Origin of the sequence: Streptomyces durhamensis, assembly GCF_000725475.1 — a bacterium.
Classification (GTDB): Bacteria; Actinomycetota; Actinomycetes; order Streptomycetales; family Streptomycetaceae; genus Streptomyces; species Streptomyces filipinensis.
Genome location: NZ_JNXR01000019.1, coordinates 20,290 through 36,072, shown reverse-complemented (window position 1 = coordinate 36,072; position 15,783 = coordinate 20,290). Strand labels below are relative to the sequence as shown.

The window sequence follows — 15,783 nt, the reverse complement described above, 5'->3', positions numbered from 1 at the left end:
TGTCACCCGTGTTTGAGGGTGAGGCCGTAGAACGCGACGCGGGCGCCGGCGGTGGTGCTGTCCGAGGAGGACTGGTTGTAGGAGCCGGCCTTGAAGTACTGCTTGTACTGCTGGAACGACGACGGGATGCCGTAGTGGGTGGTGGTGCCGTCGACGGTCAGGTCGATGGTGTTCCCGCCGGAGACGGCGATGGTGTAGTTCCAGGTCTTGCCCACCGCCACGTGTCCCACGGGGTGCGTGGTCTGTCCGCCGGACGGTGAGTTCTCCGTGCCGAGGACGATGTCGCCGTTCGCACGGTAGTACAGCTCCAGCAGCGGCTTGGTGGAGGAGCCGCCGCTGCCGAGGTGGATCTGCCCGACGCACACGTTCTTCGTCACGGACACCACGCGCAGGGTCGCGCTCATCCGGTGCGAGCCGGACAGCGCCCAGTCGGCGGCGCTGCCGTCGCGGTTCATCTCGCGCAGTTCGGAGCGGGCGTAGTGGGAGTTCGGCGTCGTCACGCCCTTCTCGGGCGCCCAGAAGGTCATGGCCCCGTCACGGGTGTCGGTGTAGAAGTACGCGTCCTGGTAACCGTCTGCGCCCTGGAGCCGGGACGACGGGACGGTGGTCGGGTGGCCGGGGGAGCCGACGGGCTCCTGCAGCTCCCAGACCGACAGGTCGAAGTTGCCGCCGGGTGCCGCATGCGCGTCGGCGGCGCTCGCGCGGGGGCCGGCGAGCAGGGTGAGCGCGAGGGTGAGACAGGCGGTGGTCGGCGTCGCGAGGAGCCGGGTCCGGATCATGTGGGGGGTCCCTTCGTCGGACCAAGGGTGCGTTCAGAAACGTGAACTCTGAACGCATCCTTGGTCGCCGGTGACCCGAGAAGCTAGAGGTCTGAACCAGACACGTCAAGAGCTTCAGCAGGCGCCCTCGTCCTGCCACGGGCCCCATTCCGAGGCGCCGGGCACCTCGTTCTGGGTCCACCACTTGGCCTTCCAGTTGTGCTTGCTGTAGGAGACCTCGTTCCCCTGGGTGTACACCGCCGTTGAGCTCCACCCGGCCTTGCAGGACGTCGGCGTCGGCGTGGGGGTCGGCGTCGGTGTGGTGGTGGGCGGGGTGACGCCGGCGAACTTCACCGAGTACGTCGCGAAGCCCCAGGGGTTCTGGGTGACGCTGGAGCATGTCCCGGACGTACGGCCGCCGTTGTCGGGTGGGCTGCACTGCCGGTCCCGGTTCAGGGACCAGAACGTGAACCGGTCCATGTGGTGGCTCGTCGCGTAGTCCAGCACGGTCTGGAAGTCGGCCTGGGTGAAGTACTCACCGGTGTCGCTGCGACCGTTCATGCCGGAGAAGCCCTCGTGGGCGTACGCGGTCGCCTGGTCCCAGCCGAAGGTCGACTGCAGGATCGCGTTGAAGTTGGTCAGCGCGCTGGTCTGGCTCGCCGCGCCGTTGAAGCCGCCGTCGAAGGGCATGATGGAGAAGTTGTTCGGGGTGAACCCCTGGGACTTGGCCTCCAGCAGCATCTGCTTGCCGAACCAGCCGGTGCCGTCCGCGGTGCCGGCCGTGGTCACGGAGACGTACAGGCCGGGGTTGTTCTGCTGGAGGATCTTGGCCGCGCCGATCTCGTTCCTGACGGCCGCCGTGTTCTCGTACTCCGGCTCCTCCAGGTCGAAGTCGATGGCGTGCAGCCCGTACTTGGTGATGACCTGCTGGTACGCCGCCGCCGCGGACGCCGCGTCGGCGCAGGCCTGGCCGAGCTTGGTGCCGCCGTAGCCGCCGATGGAGACCGACACGTCACCGCCCTTGGCGCGGATCGTGCTGATCGTCGACTGCACCGCGGTGTCCGAGGAGACGGGCGCGGTGCCGCCCCAGGTGGGCGAGCAGCCACCGCCGTCGGGGGCGAGGACGAACGCCAGCTGGAACGCCTTGAGGCCGGTGGCGTCCATGATGGCCGCCGGGTCCGGCGGGTCGTTGTCCAGCGGCATCAGATACGGGGCGGCGGCGTACCAGCGGTTGCCGAGCGCGGTGGTCGCGCCCGAGGCGTTGCCCGCGACGAACGCGGCGGTGCCCGCGGCGGCGAGCGTGACGGCCGTCGCCGCGCCCAGACATGCCCGAAGAGGTCTCACTGCGTGCCTCCGGAGGGTGGGGGTGGGGAGGTCCCCTGAGCGGGGAGCCCCACCCTCCGGGAGCTGTTGCGGTCACGTCAATAAGTTGGACTAGACCAACAGATGCTTTGGACTAGACCATACGATCTCTTTACCTCCCGTCGACCAGTCGCACCGTGAGCCCCCGGTCCAGTGGCAGGCTCGGCGTGGTGACGGTCGTGACGTGGGTGACCGGATCGAACGACCAGGCGGAGGCGGGGAGTCGGCGTCCGTCGAGGAGTACCCTGGCGGGCGCCTGGCCGCCGTGCACGGTGAACCGGTAGCCGCGGGCGTCCACCTTGCCCGCGTACTCGCCCCTGCTCGCGCCCACGGAGACGGTCGTCCCACGGCCGTCGTCCCGCATCGACACCCGCTGGGTGGCGGCCGCGCCCTTGGCGAAGTCACGGGTCACCCCGTCGTCCTCGTACAGCGTGTAGCGGCTCGTGCCGTGGGCCGCCGGATACAGGTCCCAGTCCAGCTCGTGCCGGTCCCGGGTCTGCCAGCTCGTCGTCCCCTTCGGCCACATCGGTACGATCGCGCCCTCGCGCACGAACAGCGGGAGCGTGTCGAGCGGGGCGTGGTAGCCGTTGATCGTGGTCGGGCCCTGGTAGGTGCGGCCGGTCCGGTAGTCGGTCCAGGTGCCCTTCGGCAGGTAGATGCCGTCGCGGGTGTCGGAGTCCTGGTAGACCGGGGCGACGAGGAAGTCGGGGCCCGACAGGAACTCGTACTTCGCGCCGTCCCCGAGGGTGCCGGGGTCGTCCGGATACTCCAGCCACAGCGGCCGGACCGCGCCCACACCCGTCTTCGCCGCCTCGGCCGACAACGTGTACATGTACGGCAGCAGCCGCTCCTTGAGCTGCAGGTACGTGCGGTTGATCGAGGTGTACGGCTCGCCGTCGAGCCAGGGCTGCTGGTCGGCGGGCTTGCCGGTGGTGACGTCGCTCGCCCAGCCGTCCATGGTCATGACGGCCGGCAGGAACGCCTTCCACTGCAGGTCGCGGGCGTACATCTTGGCGTCGTGGCGGTAGATGCTGCCCACGTCACCGGTGTTGTAGGAGATGCCGGACAGGGTGGCGCCGGCGTAGGTCGGGATCTGCCAGCGGATGTAGTCCCAGGACAGCTTCTGGTCGCCGCTCCACAGCACGCCGCAGCGCTGGGCGCCCGCCCAGGACACCGGCAGCCACACGAAGCCGCGCGCGTCGCTGTTGTCCTCGATGCCCTTCTTGGCGGCGTCGCACGCGTCGAGTGCGAACTTGTAGCCGTTGCCGACCCAGGCCACGTCCAGCTTGGCCACCCGCTGGCCCGCCTTGACCTGGTCGGCCAGCTTGTCGATGCCGTCCTGGGTCCACAGGCCGAGCTGGGCGTGGTGGTCCTGCAGGCCCTTGCCGGTCTGCTCCAGGTTCTCGTACCCGCAGCCGTAGCCGTCGTTGACCAGCATCCAGCCGAGCGGCATCTGGTGCTGCGTGTACCCGTCGGCGATCTTCAGCGCGTCCAGGGTGTGCCGCTCGCCCCGGTTGGCGTTGTGCAGGTAGCAGTCGGAGTCGCCGGGTTCGAGGCCGTACACCGGTGGCATGAAGGGCTTGCCCACCAGCGCCGTGTACTTGCCGATCACCTGTTTGGCGTCACCGAGGAAGTAGTAGGCGTCCAGGCGCCGTTCCTGCTGGCCGGTGGTCACGGGCTCGGCGAAGGTGTACACACCCGGGGCGAAGGTGTTGCGGAAGACGCCGTAGCCCGCGCTGGAGAGGTAGAAGGGCTGGGAGTTGTTGTAGCCGCCCTCGTTCCAGTCGAAGCTGTTGGACACGTACATCGTCTGCCCGCGGTGCGAGAAGCTGCCGTTCTGCTCTCCGCCGCCGAAGAACTGCTCGTCCGCGCCGCGCACGAGGCTCTGCCGCATGCCGCCGGTCGACCAGCGCAGCGGCTTGTCCTCCTGCCAGATCCGGGTGCGGTTGTCGGGTCTGTACAGCCCGAAGCGCAGTGGGCTCTTGTACACGCGCAGGACGGCCTGCGGGGAGCGGATGCCGTAGTAGTCGCCCGCGTCGAAGGACGAGGTGTGCCGCTCGGGGGCGGGCTGCCCGCGCACGATGGCGGTGCCCGCGGGATCGCTCAGCGAGCCGGACGGGTCGGCCTGCAGCCGCAGTTGACCGCCGGTCAGGAAGTCCGCCCGCGCGGTGAGCCGCCCGGCCTCGACGGTGTAACTTCCGTCGCCGCCCGAGAAGGACGTGAGGTCGCCGGCGTCCGTGGTGGCGGGCAGGTACGCGGTGCCGGTGAAGGAGTCGTCGTGCACGTCGTACGGCACGACCACCACGTGGTACGTCCCCGACGCCCGCGGGATCACCGTGGCCTCGGGGTCGGCGGTGCCCGCGCTGGACGCCACCTGCTTGCCGTGGTCGTCGTACACGTACAGGTCGAAGTCGTCGGAGGGCTTCTCCCACTTCACCGACAGCGGGACGCCACCCTCGGGGTTGTCGTCCCAGTAGCCGTCCGGCACCGAGACGGTCAGGTCGAAACGGTCGCAGACCTTGTTGTCCGGGTCGGTCGCGGCATCCGGACAGCTCTCGGTGCCGCCGCCGGTGCCCTTGGGGTAGGCCGGGCTCTGCCAGCTGACGCTGCCGTGAGCGGGGTCGAGTACGGCCCCGGTCGCGGTGGCGGCCCGGGCGGGCGCCGGGGCGGCGAGCGCGGTTCCCGCCAGGGCGGCGGCCAGCCCCAGCGGTACCCAGGCCGGCCACGGCACACGGTGGCGCAGTCTTCGCGGTCTTTGCACGGCGGAACAGCTCCCCTCGCAGCACTGCGGACTGACTGTTCTTGCTCTTGGTGCTCATAAGCGCTCGAAACGAGCATCAATCGAGCAACTTCAAGCAGGAAGACTCGGGGCTGATGCAGGTTCATGTCAAGAGCGCGGCCCGTCACGGCCGAAGGGCCGGGGTGCCGGGGGTATGGGAGGAAGCTCGCTGCCCAGGGGCGAAGCTCTTTACAAAGGGTTGTCCCGGATATCCGCGTACCCGTGGCGGACCGTCCGTCGCCTGAGGCACCCTTGACAGTGTGCGTACTGTTTCGCCACGTTTGAGCAGTCGCGCACGGAGGGGATTCGGCGCACATCGGTACCTAGGGCAGGACGCGCCCGGCGCGTCATGGGGGGAGCGGTCGCCCATGCGATCCATGAGCCATGATTCACACGCCTCACCGACCCGTGCCGCCTCGGGCACACCGCTCGCGGAGCCTGCGGAAGGGCGGTCGAACTGAGGTGGAGATCACCATCCACAGACCCGGCGAGCTGACGCCCGAGCTGTGCGGGGCCTGGCACCGCGCCATGGACGAGTCGCCCGAGTACGCCAACCCCTTTCTCGCGCCGGAGTTCGCGATCGGCGTCGGCCACTACCGCAGCGGTGCCCGGGTGGCGGTGCTGCGCGAGGGTGCGGAACCCGCCGGCTTCTTCCCGTACGAGCGGGGGCCGCTCGGCACCGGACGGGCCATCGGGCTCGGCCTGTCCGACTGCCAGGCGCTCGTGCACCGTCCCGGGGTGACCTGGGACGCCGGGGAACTGCTGCGGGCCTGCCGGCTCAGCATCTTCGAGTTCGACCATCTCGTCCAGGAACAGCGGCCGTTCGCGCCGCACGTCACCGGCACCTTCGCCTCCCCGGTCATCGATGTGAAGCCCGGCGACGGCGGCTATGCGGAGTGGCTGCGCGGCACCTATCCGGGGCTGGCCAAGACGACGCTGAAGAAGGAACGGCGGCTCGGCCGGGACATCGGCGAGGTGCGGTTCGAGTTCGACGAGCGCGACCCGAAGGTGCTGCGCACGCTCATGCGGTGGAAGTCCGCGCAGTACCGCAGGACCGGCCGCATGGACCGCTTCTCCCGGCCGTGGATCGTCGGCCTGGTCGACCATCTCTTCCGGGTGCGCGAGGAGCACTTCACCGGGGTGCTGTCCGTGCTGTACGCGGGCGACCGGCCGGTCGCGGCCCACTTCGGCCCCCGGTCGGGCACGGTGCTGGCCGCCTGGTTCACCGCCTACGACCCCGAACTGCCCGCCTACTCACCAGGGTTGATGATGCATCTGAGGACCGCCGAGGCGGCTGCCCGGCACGGTGTGACCCTCGTGGACCTCGGGCGCGGCGACAAGGAGTACAAGGACTGGCTGAAGACCCGTGAACTGCGGGTCGCCGAGGGCTTCGCGGCCCGTCCGCACCCGGTGGCGCTGGCCCAGCGGCTGTGGCGCCGGCCGGTGCGCGGACTGCGGAACACGGTACTGGCCCATCCGGGGCTGCGTGATCCGGCCGACCGTCTGCTGAGGACCGCGGGCAGGCTCCGCACCCAGGGCGGGGCGCCTTCCCAGGCCACCCGGGGGGACGGGCTTCCGGAGCGGTAACCGCGGGCAGGTTCTCGGTAACTACTGACAGGTTCTCGTCAAGACTTTCCCAAGTGTCTGATGTCGTCGCCCCCCCGTGGTCGGGTCTCCTGCGTCAGCAGTCTCGCTGCACCTCGGGAGGTCCTTGGTGTCCCTGCCAACCCACAGAAGACGGTGGCTGGCCGTCTGCGCGCTCACCGCTTCCGCGGCCCTCGTCGCGATACCCCCGTCCGCCGCCTCGGGACGGGGTGCCGGCCCCTTCGGAGCCCGCACACTCGGCCAACTCGCCAAGGAACGCGAGCAGTCGGTGGGCGCCGCATCACCGCACCTGACGGCGGACGACGACGACGGCAACGAGGCGGACGAGATAGCCGAAGGCGCGGACCAGTACGCCGAGGCCCGCACCTCACCGGGTGTCGTCGCACCGGGCGCGTACGGTGCCGCCTGGCGCGACCTCTCCCGCCTCAAGAGCACCGGCGGCGGCTGGCGCAACATCACCGACCTGCCGTACGACTCCGACGACCCGCGCTACCGCGACATCGACTCCAACTCCAGCGGCGGAAGCGGAAAGGTCACCGGCCGGATGGCGGCGATCGCCGCCGACGACGACGGTTACGTCTACGCGGGCAGCGCCGGCGGCGGGGTGTGGCGCTCGCGCACCGGCGGCGGCCACTGGCAGCCCGTCAGCGACCGGCTGCCCGCCCAGTCCACCGGCGCCCTCGCCCTCGACGGGTCCGGCCGCCTCTGGCTCGGCACCGGCGAGGCCACCACCAACTCCGACGCCTACCTCGGCAGCGGCGTCTACGTCCTCGCGCACCCGCACCACGGCACCTTCTCCGCACGCAGCCGGGTCGGCGGCGACGAGCTGGAGAGCACCACCATCCACGAACTGCGCTTCGGCGGCGGCAAGGTGTGGGCCGCCACCAGCGAGGGCGTGTGGAGCCACTCCACCCAGAAGCTGAGCGGCGCCTGGAAGCTGGAGTTCGCGCCCCACCCCGACTTCCTGCCGGGCGGTTCCCAGGCCGACGACCCGGGCGCCCCGTACAAGAACATCGCCAACGACATCGCCATCGATCCGAAGGACCCGTCCAAGGTGGTCCTGGCCGTCGGCTGGCGCGGCGGCGACGACTACAACGGCTTCTACACCCGGGTGAACGGCGCCTGGACCCGGATCACCAGCGGCCTCGGTGACCTCCCGGCCGACGCGGACGACGTCGGCAACGTCACCTTCGCCCGCTCGGCCGACGGCTCCCGCTACTACGCCATCGACCAGTCCCCGAAGCAGCTCAGCACCAACCCGGACAGCGGCCTGGAGGGCATCTACGCCTCCGGTTCGCCGGCCGGCCCCTGGACGAAGATCGCCGACTACAAGGGCCTGGCCGCGGACAACTCGGCACTGACCTCGCCCGGTTACATGCCGGGCGTCCAGGCCTGGTACAACCAGTTCCTCACCGTCGACCCCGCCGACCCGCAGCACGTCTACGCGGGCCTGGAAGAGGTCTACGAGACCAAGGACGGCGGCGCGAACTGGTCCACGGTGGGCCCGTACTGGAACTTCGGCTTCTCCTGCTGGAGCATCGACCCCTCCCGGCAGACCGGCGCCTGCAACCCGACCACCCACTCCGACCAGCACGGCGTCGCGATCGGCCGGTACCACGGCAGGAGCTTCGTCTACGTCGGCAACGACGGCGGCGTCTACAAGCGCCCGGTCAACGGCGCCCAGGACGCCTCCGGCCACGCCACCGACTGGACCTCCCTCAACGACGGCACCATCGACACCCTGCAGTACTACTCCGTCGGCATCGGCAGGGACCTCGACCACGGCGGCCTGTCCGTCACCGGCGGCCTGCAGGACAACGGCCAGTCCGTCCTGCGCGGCGACGACAAGGTGATGGGCTCCGACTTCGGCGGTGACGGCGGCGACACCCTCACCGATCCGGCCAACGGCTGCAACATCGCCCAGGAGTACGTCTACCTCGCCGTCCAGGTCACCCAGAACTGCGCCGTGAACGACGGCAGCTGGACCACCGACCCGGGCAAGGCCACCTCGTACGCCGTGGCCCCGCCCGACAACGCCACCAGCGAGGCCCGCTTCATCGCCCCGCTCGCGGCGGACATGAAGAACGGGGACGTCTGGATCGCCGGCGGCCGGCACATCTGGGTCCAGACCCACGGGTACGCCATCCGCAGCGGCACGGAGTGGACCAGCGTCCACGACCTCGGCGCGGGCCGCACCGCGACCGCCGTCGCCGCGTCCGGCGGCAAGATCTACGCCGCCTGGTGCGGCCCCTGCAACAACCAGGGCTTCGCCCGCGGCATCGCCGTCGGCAACGCGGACGGCCGCGGCTGGCACGACATCAGCCTGCCGGCCGACGGCACCGTACCCAACCGCTACCTCAGTGGCTTCGCCGTCGACCCGAAGAACGCCGACCATGTCTTCCTCGCCGTCAACGGCTTCTCGCGGCACTGGACCGAGGGCCCGGGCGCGGGCGTCGGCCATGTCTTCGAGTCCACCGACGGCGGCACCACCTGGAAGGACATCTCGGCCAACCTGCCCGACGTGCCCACCGACTCCGCGCTGGTGACGGCGGACGGCGGCCTCGCCGTCGCCACCGACCTAGGGGTCGTCTACCGCGCGCCGGGCCACACCTCATGGGAGCGGATCGGCAGGCTGCCGGCCGTGGCCGTCCTCCAGCTCAAGGCGGGCCCCGACGGCCGTACGCTGTACGCCGCCACGCACGGCCGGGGGATCTACACCGTGAGGGTGCGAGACCTCCACTGACGGCCGAGGGCAGGGTGGCACCGGGCACCTCCGGGGCCACCCTGCCCGCCGCCAGGGCGCTCAGCCGCCGCGGACCGCCCGCCCGACCTCCGTGCGCAGCTCCACGAAACCCGGCAGGCTCCGGGTGGTGAGCTGGTCACGCTCGCCGGGCAGGCCGACCGGCAGGTCCCGCACCACGCGGGAGCCGGGGCCGGGGGACAGGACGACGACGCGGTCGCCGACGTACACGCTCTCGTCGATGTCGTGGGTGACGAACACGATGATCGAGTCACGGTCCCGATGGAGCTCCAGCAGCAGGTCCTCCAGATCCTCGCGGGTGCCCGCGTCCAGCGAACCGAACGGCTCGTCCATCAGCAGCAGGGACGGCCGGCAGACCAGGGCACGCGCGAGGGCGACGCGCTGCTGCATGCCGCCGGACAGCTCATGGGGATGGCGCCGGGCGGCCCCGCGCAGGCCGACGCGTTCCAGGATCGTCTCGGCCTCGGCCCGGCGGGCCGCGCGCCCGAGGCCCCGGCGGCGCAGCGGCAGGGCCACGTTGTCGCGGACGGTGAGCCACGGCAGCAGCGAACGGCCGTACTCCTGGAAGACGACGGCGAGCCGCTCCGGTACGCCGCTCACCGGTGTCCCGTCGATCGTGATCGTGCCCTCCTGGGCGGGCAGCAGCCCGGCGATGGTGCGCAGCAGCGTGGACTTGCCGCAGCCGGAGGGCCCGACCACGCTGAGGAGCTGGCCGTCGGGCACGGTGAGGCTGATGCCGTCGAGGACGTGCTGGTCGCCGAAGTGCCGGCTGACGGAGTCGAGGCACAGCATCCCGTCACCCGGCCCAGGGCTCGTACAGCGTGCCCGCGCTGCCGGTGACCGGCACGTGCAGCAGGAACGGTCCCGTGTCGTCGTCCAGGCCCAGGGCGTGGTCCAGGGCGGTCGGCAGCTCCCCGGGCTGTCCGGCGCGGGCCGCCGGGCAGCCGAAGGACCGCGCGAGGGTCACGAAGTCGATGCCCGCGATGTCCGTGCCGGGCACGGGCGCGATGCCGATCCGGCGGCCCAGCGCGCGCACGGCCGCGTAACCGCCGTTGTCCAGCAGGACGTAGGTGACCGGTGCCGTGTGCCGGGCCGCGGTCCACAGGGCCTGCACCGAGTACAGTGCCGAGCCGTCACCGACCACGCACACCACGCGCCGCCGGTCGGCGAGCGCCCGGCCGACCGCGAGGGGCAGGCCCCAGCCGAGCGCCCCGCTGCCCGTGGTGAGGAAGCCGCCGCTCGACTCGACGGGCACGCGTGCGTGGAGCGTGTCGCGGTGGCTCGGCGCCTCCTCGACCAGGACCCGGTCGCGCGGCAGGCGGGCGCGCAGCAGGTCGAAGAACAGCTCCGGGGTGATGTGTCCCTCGGCGCGGGCCGGCGCGGGGGCCGGCCGGGGTGGGGGCGGGTCGCGGTCGGAGTCCCTCAGCAACGCCGTGAGCCGGGCGAGGGCGGGCCGCAGGGTGGTGAGGATGCTGGTGCCGGTGGGCAGCCAGGCGGCCTGGCCGGGATCGCAGTCCAGATGGAACAGTTCGGTGCCGGCCGCGAGCGGCGGCCCGTCGTCCGCCACGTGATAGGTGAAGACCGGTGCGCCCAGGGCGACCACCACGTCGTACGGGGCGAGCCGCGCGGCCAGTTGCCGGGCCGTCGGCGGCAGGAACCCCTGGAACAGCGGATGCGACTCCGGGAAGCCGGAGCGGCCGGAGAGCGGGCTGATCCACACCCCGGCCCGGATCCGCTCGGCCAGCGTCCGTACCAGGTCCAGCGCGTCCTCGTCGTCCACGCCGGGGCCCACCACCAGTGCCGGGCGCGCACAGGAGCCCAGCCGGGCGGCGAGCGCGTCGAGCGCGTCCGGGGCGGCCGTGAACGCCGTGTGCACGGTGCGGGGCGCGACGGGTCCGGCGGGCCGGTCCCAGTCGTCCTCGGGCACGGACACGAACACCGGGCCGCGCGGAGGCGTCATCGCGAGCCGGTGCGCCTCGGCCAGCACGGCCGGCACGTCCTCGGCCCGCTCCGGCTGGCGGGCGGACTTCACGTACGGGCGCGGGAACAGGGCCGGTTCGTCCGCGCCGAGGAACGGCCGCAGCTGGATGAGGGAGCGCGCCTGCTGACCCGCCACGATCACCAGCGGCACCCGGTCGCGGAACGCGTTGAACACCGCGCCGAGCGCGTGCCCCACCCCGCCGGCCGAATGCAGACTGACGAAGGCGGCGCGCCGGGTGCCCAGGGCGTGTCCGGCCGCCAGGCCGACGGCGACGGACTCCTGCAGACCCAGCACATAGGTGAAGTCGTCCGGCCAGTCGCGGAACATCCGCAGTTCCGTGGAGCCCGGATTGCCGAAGACCGTGGTCATGCCGGTGGCGCGCAGCAACCCCACGACCGCCTCACGCACCGTACCCGTCGTCATGCCGTCCTCCCCGCGGACGCCGTCGGGCCGACGAGCCGCTTCTCGATCGCCAGCAGTCCGGTGTTGAGCAGATGTCCGAGCGCTCCCAGCAGCACCAGCACCGCCCACACCGTGAGCAGGTCGGAGCGGGTCTGGGCGTCGGTGAGCGTGAAGCCGATGCCGTTGTCGCTGCCCGGCAGCAGCTCCGAGAACACCATCAGGATCAGGCACAGCGACAGGCTGAGCCGCAGCCCCGCGAAGATCCTGGGCAGTGCCGAGGGCAGGATCAGGAACCACAGCCGCTCGGGTGCCGTCAGCCGCAGCACGGCCGCCACCTGAAGCCGCAGCGGGTCGGTGGCCCGGGCGCCCTCGGCCGAGTTGACCAGCACCGGCCACACGGCACTGAACACGATCGACGCCACCTGCATGGGCGTACCGAAATCGAAGACCACGACGAACACCGGCACCAGCGCGGGCGGCGGTACGGCCCGGGCGAACTGGAGCACCGGGTTGCACAGCGCGTACACCCGCGGCGAGCGGCCCACCGCGATCCCCAGGACCGTCCCCGCGACGGCGGCGAGCACGAACCCGGACGCCATCCGGCCCAGGCTCGGCAGGATGGTGTCGACGGCGGCCGGGGTGAGGAACAGATGGCCGGCGCTCCCGGAGAACCACAGCTCGCGGGCGTGCCGGGCGATCCGCAGCGGCGGCGGGAAGTACACGCTGTCCCGCGCCCGGGCGGCCGCCTCCCAGCAGGCGACGGCGACGAGCAGCACGGCCCAGCGCAGCACCAGGGGAAGCGCGGTACGCCTCACCGCCGCACCCCCTTCCGCAACCGCCCCGTGCTTTCCCGTGGTTCGAGCGCCCAGGCGAACAACCGCCGCTCCGCCCCGACCAGTACGCCGTTGATCACCAGCCCCAGGGCCCCCGCCCACACCACCCCCGCCAGGACGTCCACGGTGCCGTCCGTCGCCGTCTCCGCCTGGGCGATGAAGATCCCGAGACCCTCGCCGAAGCCGGAGAGGATCTCCGTCGCGACGGCGAGGATCAGGGCGACCGCGGCCGAGATCCGCACACCGGCGGCGATGAACGGAGCGGTGGCCGGCAACTCCACCCGCAGCAGCACCGCGAGCCGACCGAACCCGAAGGCGCGCAGGGTGTCCTTGGCCAGCGGATCGGTCTCGCCGAGTCCGTAGACGGTGTTGAACAGCACCGGCCACAGCGAGGCGTACGCGATCAGCGTCACCTCCGTCTGCGTGCCCGACCCGAGCAGCAGCGACACCAGCGGGATCAGCGCGACGGACGGCAGGGGCCGCAGGAACTCGATCAGCGCGCGGGCGGCGGCCTCCACGACCGGTACCGCACCCAGCAGCAGCCCCAGCGGTACGGCGATCGCGCAGGCGAGACCGAGGCCCAGCGCCCACGCCCGCAGGGTCACGCCGATCCCGTCGAGAAAGGCCGGGTCACCCGCCAGCCGGACGGCACGGACGAGGACTTCGGAGGCGGGCGGCAGATAGCTGCGCCGTACGAACCCGGCCCGGGCGACCGCCTCGCAGACTCCGAAGGCCGCCGCCGAGCCGAGCAGACCGAGCAGCACGTCCTGACGCCGGGTCATTTCACCAGCAGCGGTGCCGGATCGACGTCCTTCTTCAGCAGCCCTTGGGCGCGCATGAGCCGGATCAGCCGGCGCAGCGCGGCCGGGTCGGCGGTCGCCGGATAGGCGGGCAGATGGATCGACTCGGCCTGGGCCGCGCTGACCTTGGCGTACTTCGGCAGTTCCGTGCGGACCGCACCCGGATCCCCGGCGGCGAGCCGGGAGGCCGCTTCGACGGCGCGCCGGAAGCCCGCGGCGGCCTTCGGATGCTTGTCGACGAAGTCACGCGTGGTGATGTACCCGCTGGCGGGCAGGCCCCGCGCCGGGCCCGATCCGGCGTCCAGCAGCACCCGGGCGCCCGACGCGCCCTGGATGGCGGTGTCGAAGGGCTCGACGGCGTGTACGGCGTCCACCTGGCCCCGGTCCAGGGCGGGCCCCATCTGCGGGAACAGGATCTGCCGGTAGACGGGCCGCCCGGCGCCCCGTGCGTCGAGGATCGCGTTCAGGGTCAGGGACTGGATGTTGTTCAGGACGGCGACGGCGACCTTCTTGCCGGCGAGGTCCGCGGGCGACTTCAGGGCGGAGTCCCCGGACACGAGGACGTCCATCATGTGCGGGGCGATCCGGACGCCCTCGGCGAGGATGCGCAGGTCCAGGGTGTGCTTCTCGTACGCCTGGAAGTAGGTGACGTAGTTCGCGCTCGCGATCACGTCCACCTGGCCCTTGAGCAGGGCGGGCAGCGCCTGGATGCTCTGCTGGACGGGCTGGACGCGCACGTCCAGGCCCTCCTTGGCGAACAGCCCGCGGTCCCGGGCGAGATAGAGGGCGGCCGAGTCGGTGAGCGGCAGCGCCGCCACGGTCAGCTGCTGCCGCCCGTCGCCGGAGGGCGACTTCCCGCCGCCGTCGCAGCCCACGAGGACCAGTGCCGCGGCGGCGGCGAGCGCGGCGAGGCGTTTCATTCCCGGTCGTGATCGGCGTAAAGGCATACGGGCATGACTACCCCGCATGTGTCTTGATCGCCCCAGGGCGTCGGGGGGTTTCGGGACTTTCGGAGGGTGACGAACCGGGCGCCGTGCCAGAGCCGTTGGGCAGCGGGGGCCGGGGCGGGCAGGCCCGCCGCACGGCGCTGCCAGGCCCGTCCCGGCACAGGGGGCGTCCGGGTGGCGGGCACAGCCGGTGGCCCGCGCCCGGCTCCTCGTCGCTCACCGAGAGGACTCCACCCGGGGGCCGGGCGGGGTACCTCCCGGGCGGGGCGATGGCGGTCAGGCCGGTGGGCCGGCGATGCGCAGGGCCGTCGTGGCAGGGGGCGCAGCGGTGTCGGTGGTGCCGGCGACGTCCGTCCACCAGTCGGCGCCGTCCTCGATGTACCGCAGCAGGACGCCCTCGCGGATCGCCCACGGGCAGACGACGGCCCCGCGCAGCCCCATCAGCTTCAGCGCCGTGTGCCCGACGACCGCCCCGGCCAGACTCTGCTCGGCGCGCGGCGCGGAGATCCCGGGCAGCTGGGCACGCTCGGCGGCGGGCAGCGCGGCGAGAGTACGGGCCGCCTCGCGCAGGTCCCGACAGCGCATGTCCCGCCGTACGAACGGGCCGTACCGCCCCGGCGCCGCACCGCACAGCCGGGCCAGCTGCTGGAACGTACGGGAGCTGACCGCGGCGGTACGCGGCCGTTCCCAGCGGATCCGCGAGGCCACGTCCCGCAGCTCGTGGCGTATCCGGCGGCGCAGTTCCTTCAGTTCCGCCGGCCCCGGCGGGTCCTGGTCGGACAGGTACTCCCGCGTGAGCCGGTTCGCGCCGAGCGGCAGGGAGGCGGCGAAGTCGGGCAGCCGGCCCCGGCCGAAGGCCACCTCCAGGGAGCCGCCGCCGATGTCGAGCACCGCGAGCGGGCCGGCGTGCCAGCCCAGCCAGCGCCGGGCCGCCAGGAACGTCAGGTCGGCCTCGGTCTCACCGGGCAGCGTGCACATGCGGATCCCGGTGCCCGCCGCGACCCGTCGCAGCACCTCCTGCCGGTTCGGAGCGTTCCGCACCACCGCGGTCGCGAAGGCCAGCGGTCCTGCCGCGCTCCACGTCCGTGCCGTGGCACCGGCCGCGGCCACCGCCTTGACCAGCAGCTCCACCGCCTCGTCGGTGATGGTGCCGTCCGGACCGACGTGTTCGGACAGGCGCAGCTTCCACTTGACGGTGTGCACCGGCAGCGGAACACCGCCCTCCACGTCGGCGATCACCAACCGGACCGTGTTCGACCCCGCATCCACCACGCTCACCCGCATGGCCGGGAAGTACCCACTCCTCCGGCGGCAACCCCTCGCACAGGGGGCGCGCCTGTGCACAGCAGCAGGCCCGCATGCTCCCCGGGAACGGCTCGCGGGACAGTCGGAGGCGGGCCAGGAGCGGGCCGCGCACGGGCCGGTGTCCACCGGACGCCGGCCCTACGGCAGCGTCCGGGCACATGCCCCGCACACAGCGTCCGCCGCAGCCCCGCACACCACCTCCGCCGCAGCCCCCGGCCGCCCGCAGCCGGGCCTTGGCTCCGTCGGCCGC

10 protein-coding genes and 1 pseudogene are annotated in these 15,783 nt (G+C 72.1%); 2 read left to right on the top strand and 9 right to left on the bottom strand.

What is annotated here, in order from left to right:
* Window positions 1-2: 2 nt before the first annotated feature.
* From IO33_RS0127910 to IO33_RS0127900, 3 genes and pseudogenes are all read right to left on the bottom strand, one after another.
* Window positions 3-779, bottom strand: a complete 777-nt coding sequence (locus tag IO33_RS0127910) for a polysaccharide lyase family 7 protein (protein WP_031169903.1) — start codon at window positions 777-779, stop codon at window positions 3-5.
* Between the two features lie 114 nt (window positions 780-893).
* A complete protein-coding gene (locus IO33_RS0127905; protein WP_031169901.1) occupies window positions 894-2,102 on the bottom strand; it encodes a carbohydrate-binding protein in 1,209 nt (402 codons plus the stop codon).
* A gap of 145 nt (window positions 2,103-2,247) precedes the next feature.
* Window positions 2,248-4,404: pseudogene (locus tag IO33_RS0127900) on the bottom strand (glycoside hydrolase family 31 protein); the annotation flags it as partial.
* Between the two features lie 957 nt (window positions 4,405-5,361).
* Here IO33_RS0127900 and IO33_RS0127895 point away from each other — a divergent pair.
* The gene (locus tag IO33_RS0127895) at window positions 5,362-6,486 is read left to right on the top strand and encodes a GNAT family N-acetyltransferase (protein ID WP_037686139.1); all 1,125 of its coding nucleotides are present in this window, start codon (window positions 5,362-5,364) and stop codon (window positions 6,484-6,486) included.
* 127 nt (window positions 6,487-6,613) lie between these two features.
* Complete coding sequence (locus IO33_RS0127890; RefSeq protein ID WP_031169895.1) at window positions 6,614-9,247, top strand: hypothetical protein; 2,634 nt, start codon at window positions 6,614-6,616, stop codon at window positions 9,245-9,247.
* Between the two features lie 60 nt (window positions 9,248-9,307).
* Here IO33_RS0127890 and IO33_RS0127885 read toward each other — a convergent pair whose 3' ends face one another.
* The 6 genes from IO33_RS0127885 to IO33_RS0127860 all read right to left on the bottom strand — a co-directional run bounded on the left by IO33_RS0127885 (window position 9,308) and on the right by IO33_RS0127860 (window position 15,512).
* The gene (locus IO33_RS0127885; RefSeq protein ID WP_031169893.1) at window positions 9,308-10,057 is read right to left on the bottom strand and encodes an ABC transporter ATP-binding protein; all 750 of its coding nucleotides are present in this window, start codon (window positions 10,055-10,057) and stop codon (window positions 9,308-9,310) included.
* Window positions 10,058-10,061: 4 nt separating this feature from the next.
* Window positions 10,062-11,669 (bottom strand): benzoylformate decarboxylase, encoded by a 1,608-nt coding sequence (mdlC, locus tag IO33_RS0127880; protein ID WP_031169891.1) that lies wholly within the window; start codon window positions 11,667-11,669, stop codon window positions 10,062-10,064.
* A complete protein-coding gene (locus IO33_RS0127875) occupies window positions 11,666-12,463 on the bottom strand; it encodes an ABC transporter permease (protein WP_037686137.1) in 798 nt (265 codons plus the stop codon). The genes mdlC and IO33_RS0127875 overlap by 4 nt, the downstream gene beginning before the upstream one ends.
* Complete coding sequence (locus tag IO33_RS0127870) at window positions 12,460-13,263, bottom strand: ABC transporter permease (RefSeq protein ID WP_031169886.1); 804 nt, start codon at window positions 13,261-13,263, stop codon at window positions 12,460-12,462. The genes IO33_RS0127875 and IO33_RS0127870 overlap by 4 nt, the downstream gene beginning before the upstream one ends.
* Window positions 13,260-14,201: an ABC transporter substrate-binding protein gene (locus IO33_RS0127865; RefSeq protein ID WP_031169884.1), complete on the bottom strand. Its 942-nt coding sequence runs from the start codon at window positions 14,199-14,201 to the stop codon at window positions 13,260-13,262. The genes IO33_RS0127870 and IO33_RS0127865 overlap by 4 nt, the downstream gene beginning before the upstream one ends.
* A 303-nt stretch (window positions 14,202-14,504) precedes the next feature.
* Window positions 14,505-15,512 (bottom strand): Ppx/GppA family phosphatase, encoded by a 1,008-nt coding sequence (locus tag IO33_RS0127860; protein WP_031169881.1) that lies wholly within the window; start codon window positions 15,510-15,512, stop codon window positions 14,505-14,507.
* Window positions 15,513-15,783: the final 271 nt, after the last annotated feature.

Excerpts from the sequence above, each read along its gene's own strand:
- IO33_RS0127865 (WP_031169884.1), bottom strand. The coding sequence starts at position 14,201 with ATGAAACGCCTCGCCGCGCTCGCCGCCGCCGCGGCACTGGTCCTCGTG.
- IO33_RS0127910 (WP_031169903.1), bottom strand. The coding sequence starts at position 779 with ATGATCCGGACCCGGCTCCTCGCGACGCCGACCACCGCCTGTCTCACC.
- IO33_RS0127885 (WP_031169893.1), bottom strand. The coding sequence starts at position 10,057 with ATGCTGTGCCTCGACTCCGTCAGCCGGCACTTCGGCGACCAGCACGTC.
- mdlC (WP_031169891.1), bottom strand. The coding sequence starts at position 11,669 with ATGACGACGGGTACGGTGCGTGAGGCGGTCGTGGGGTTGCTGCGCGCC.
- IO33_RS0127870 (WP_031169886.1), bottom strand. The coding sequence starts at position 13,263 with ATGACCCGGCGTCAGGACGTGCTGCTCGGTCTGCTCGGCTCGGCGGCG.
- IO33_RS0127860 (WP_031169881.1), bottom strand. The coding sequence starts at position 15,512 with ATGCGGGTGAGCGTGGTGGATGCGGGGTCGAACACGGTCCGGTTGGTG.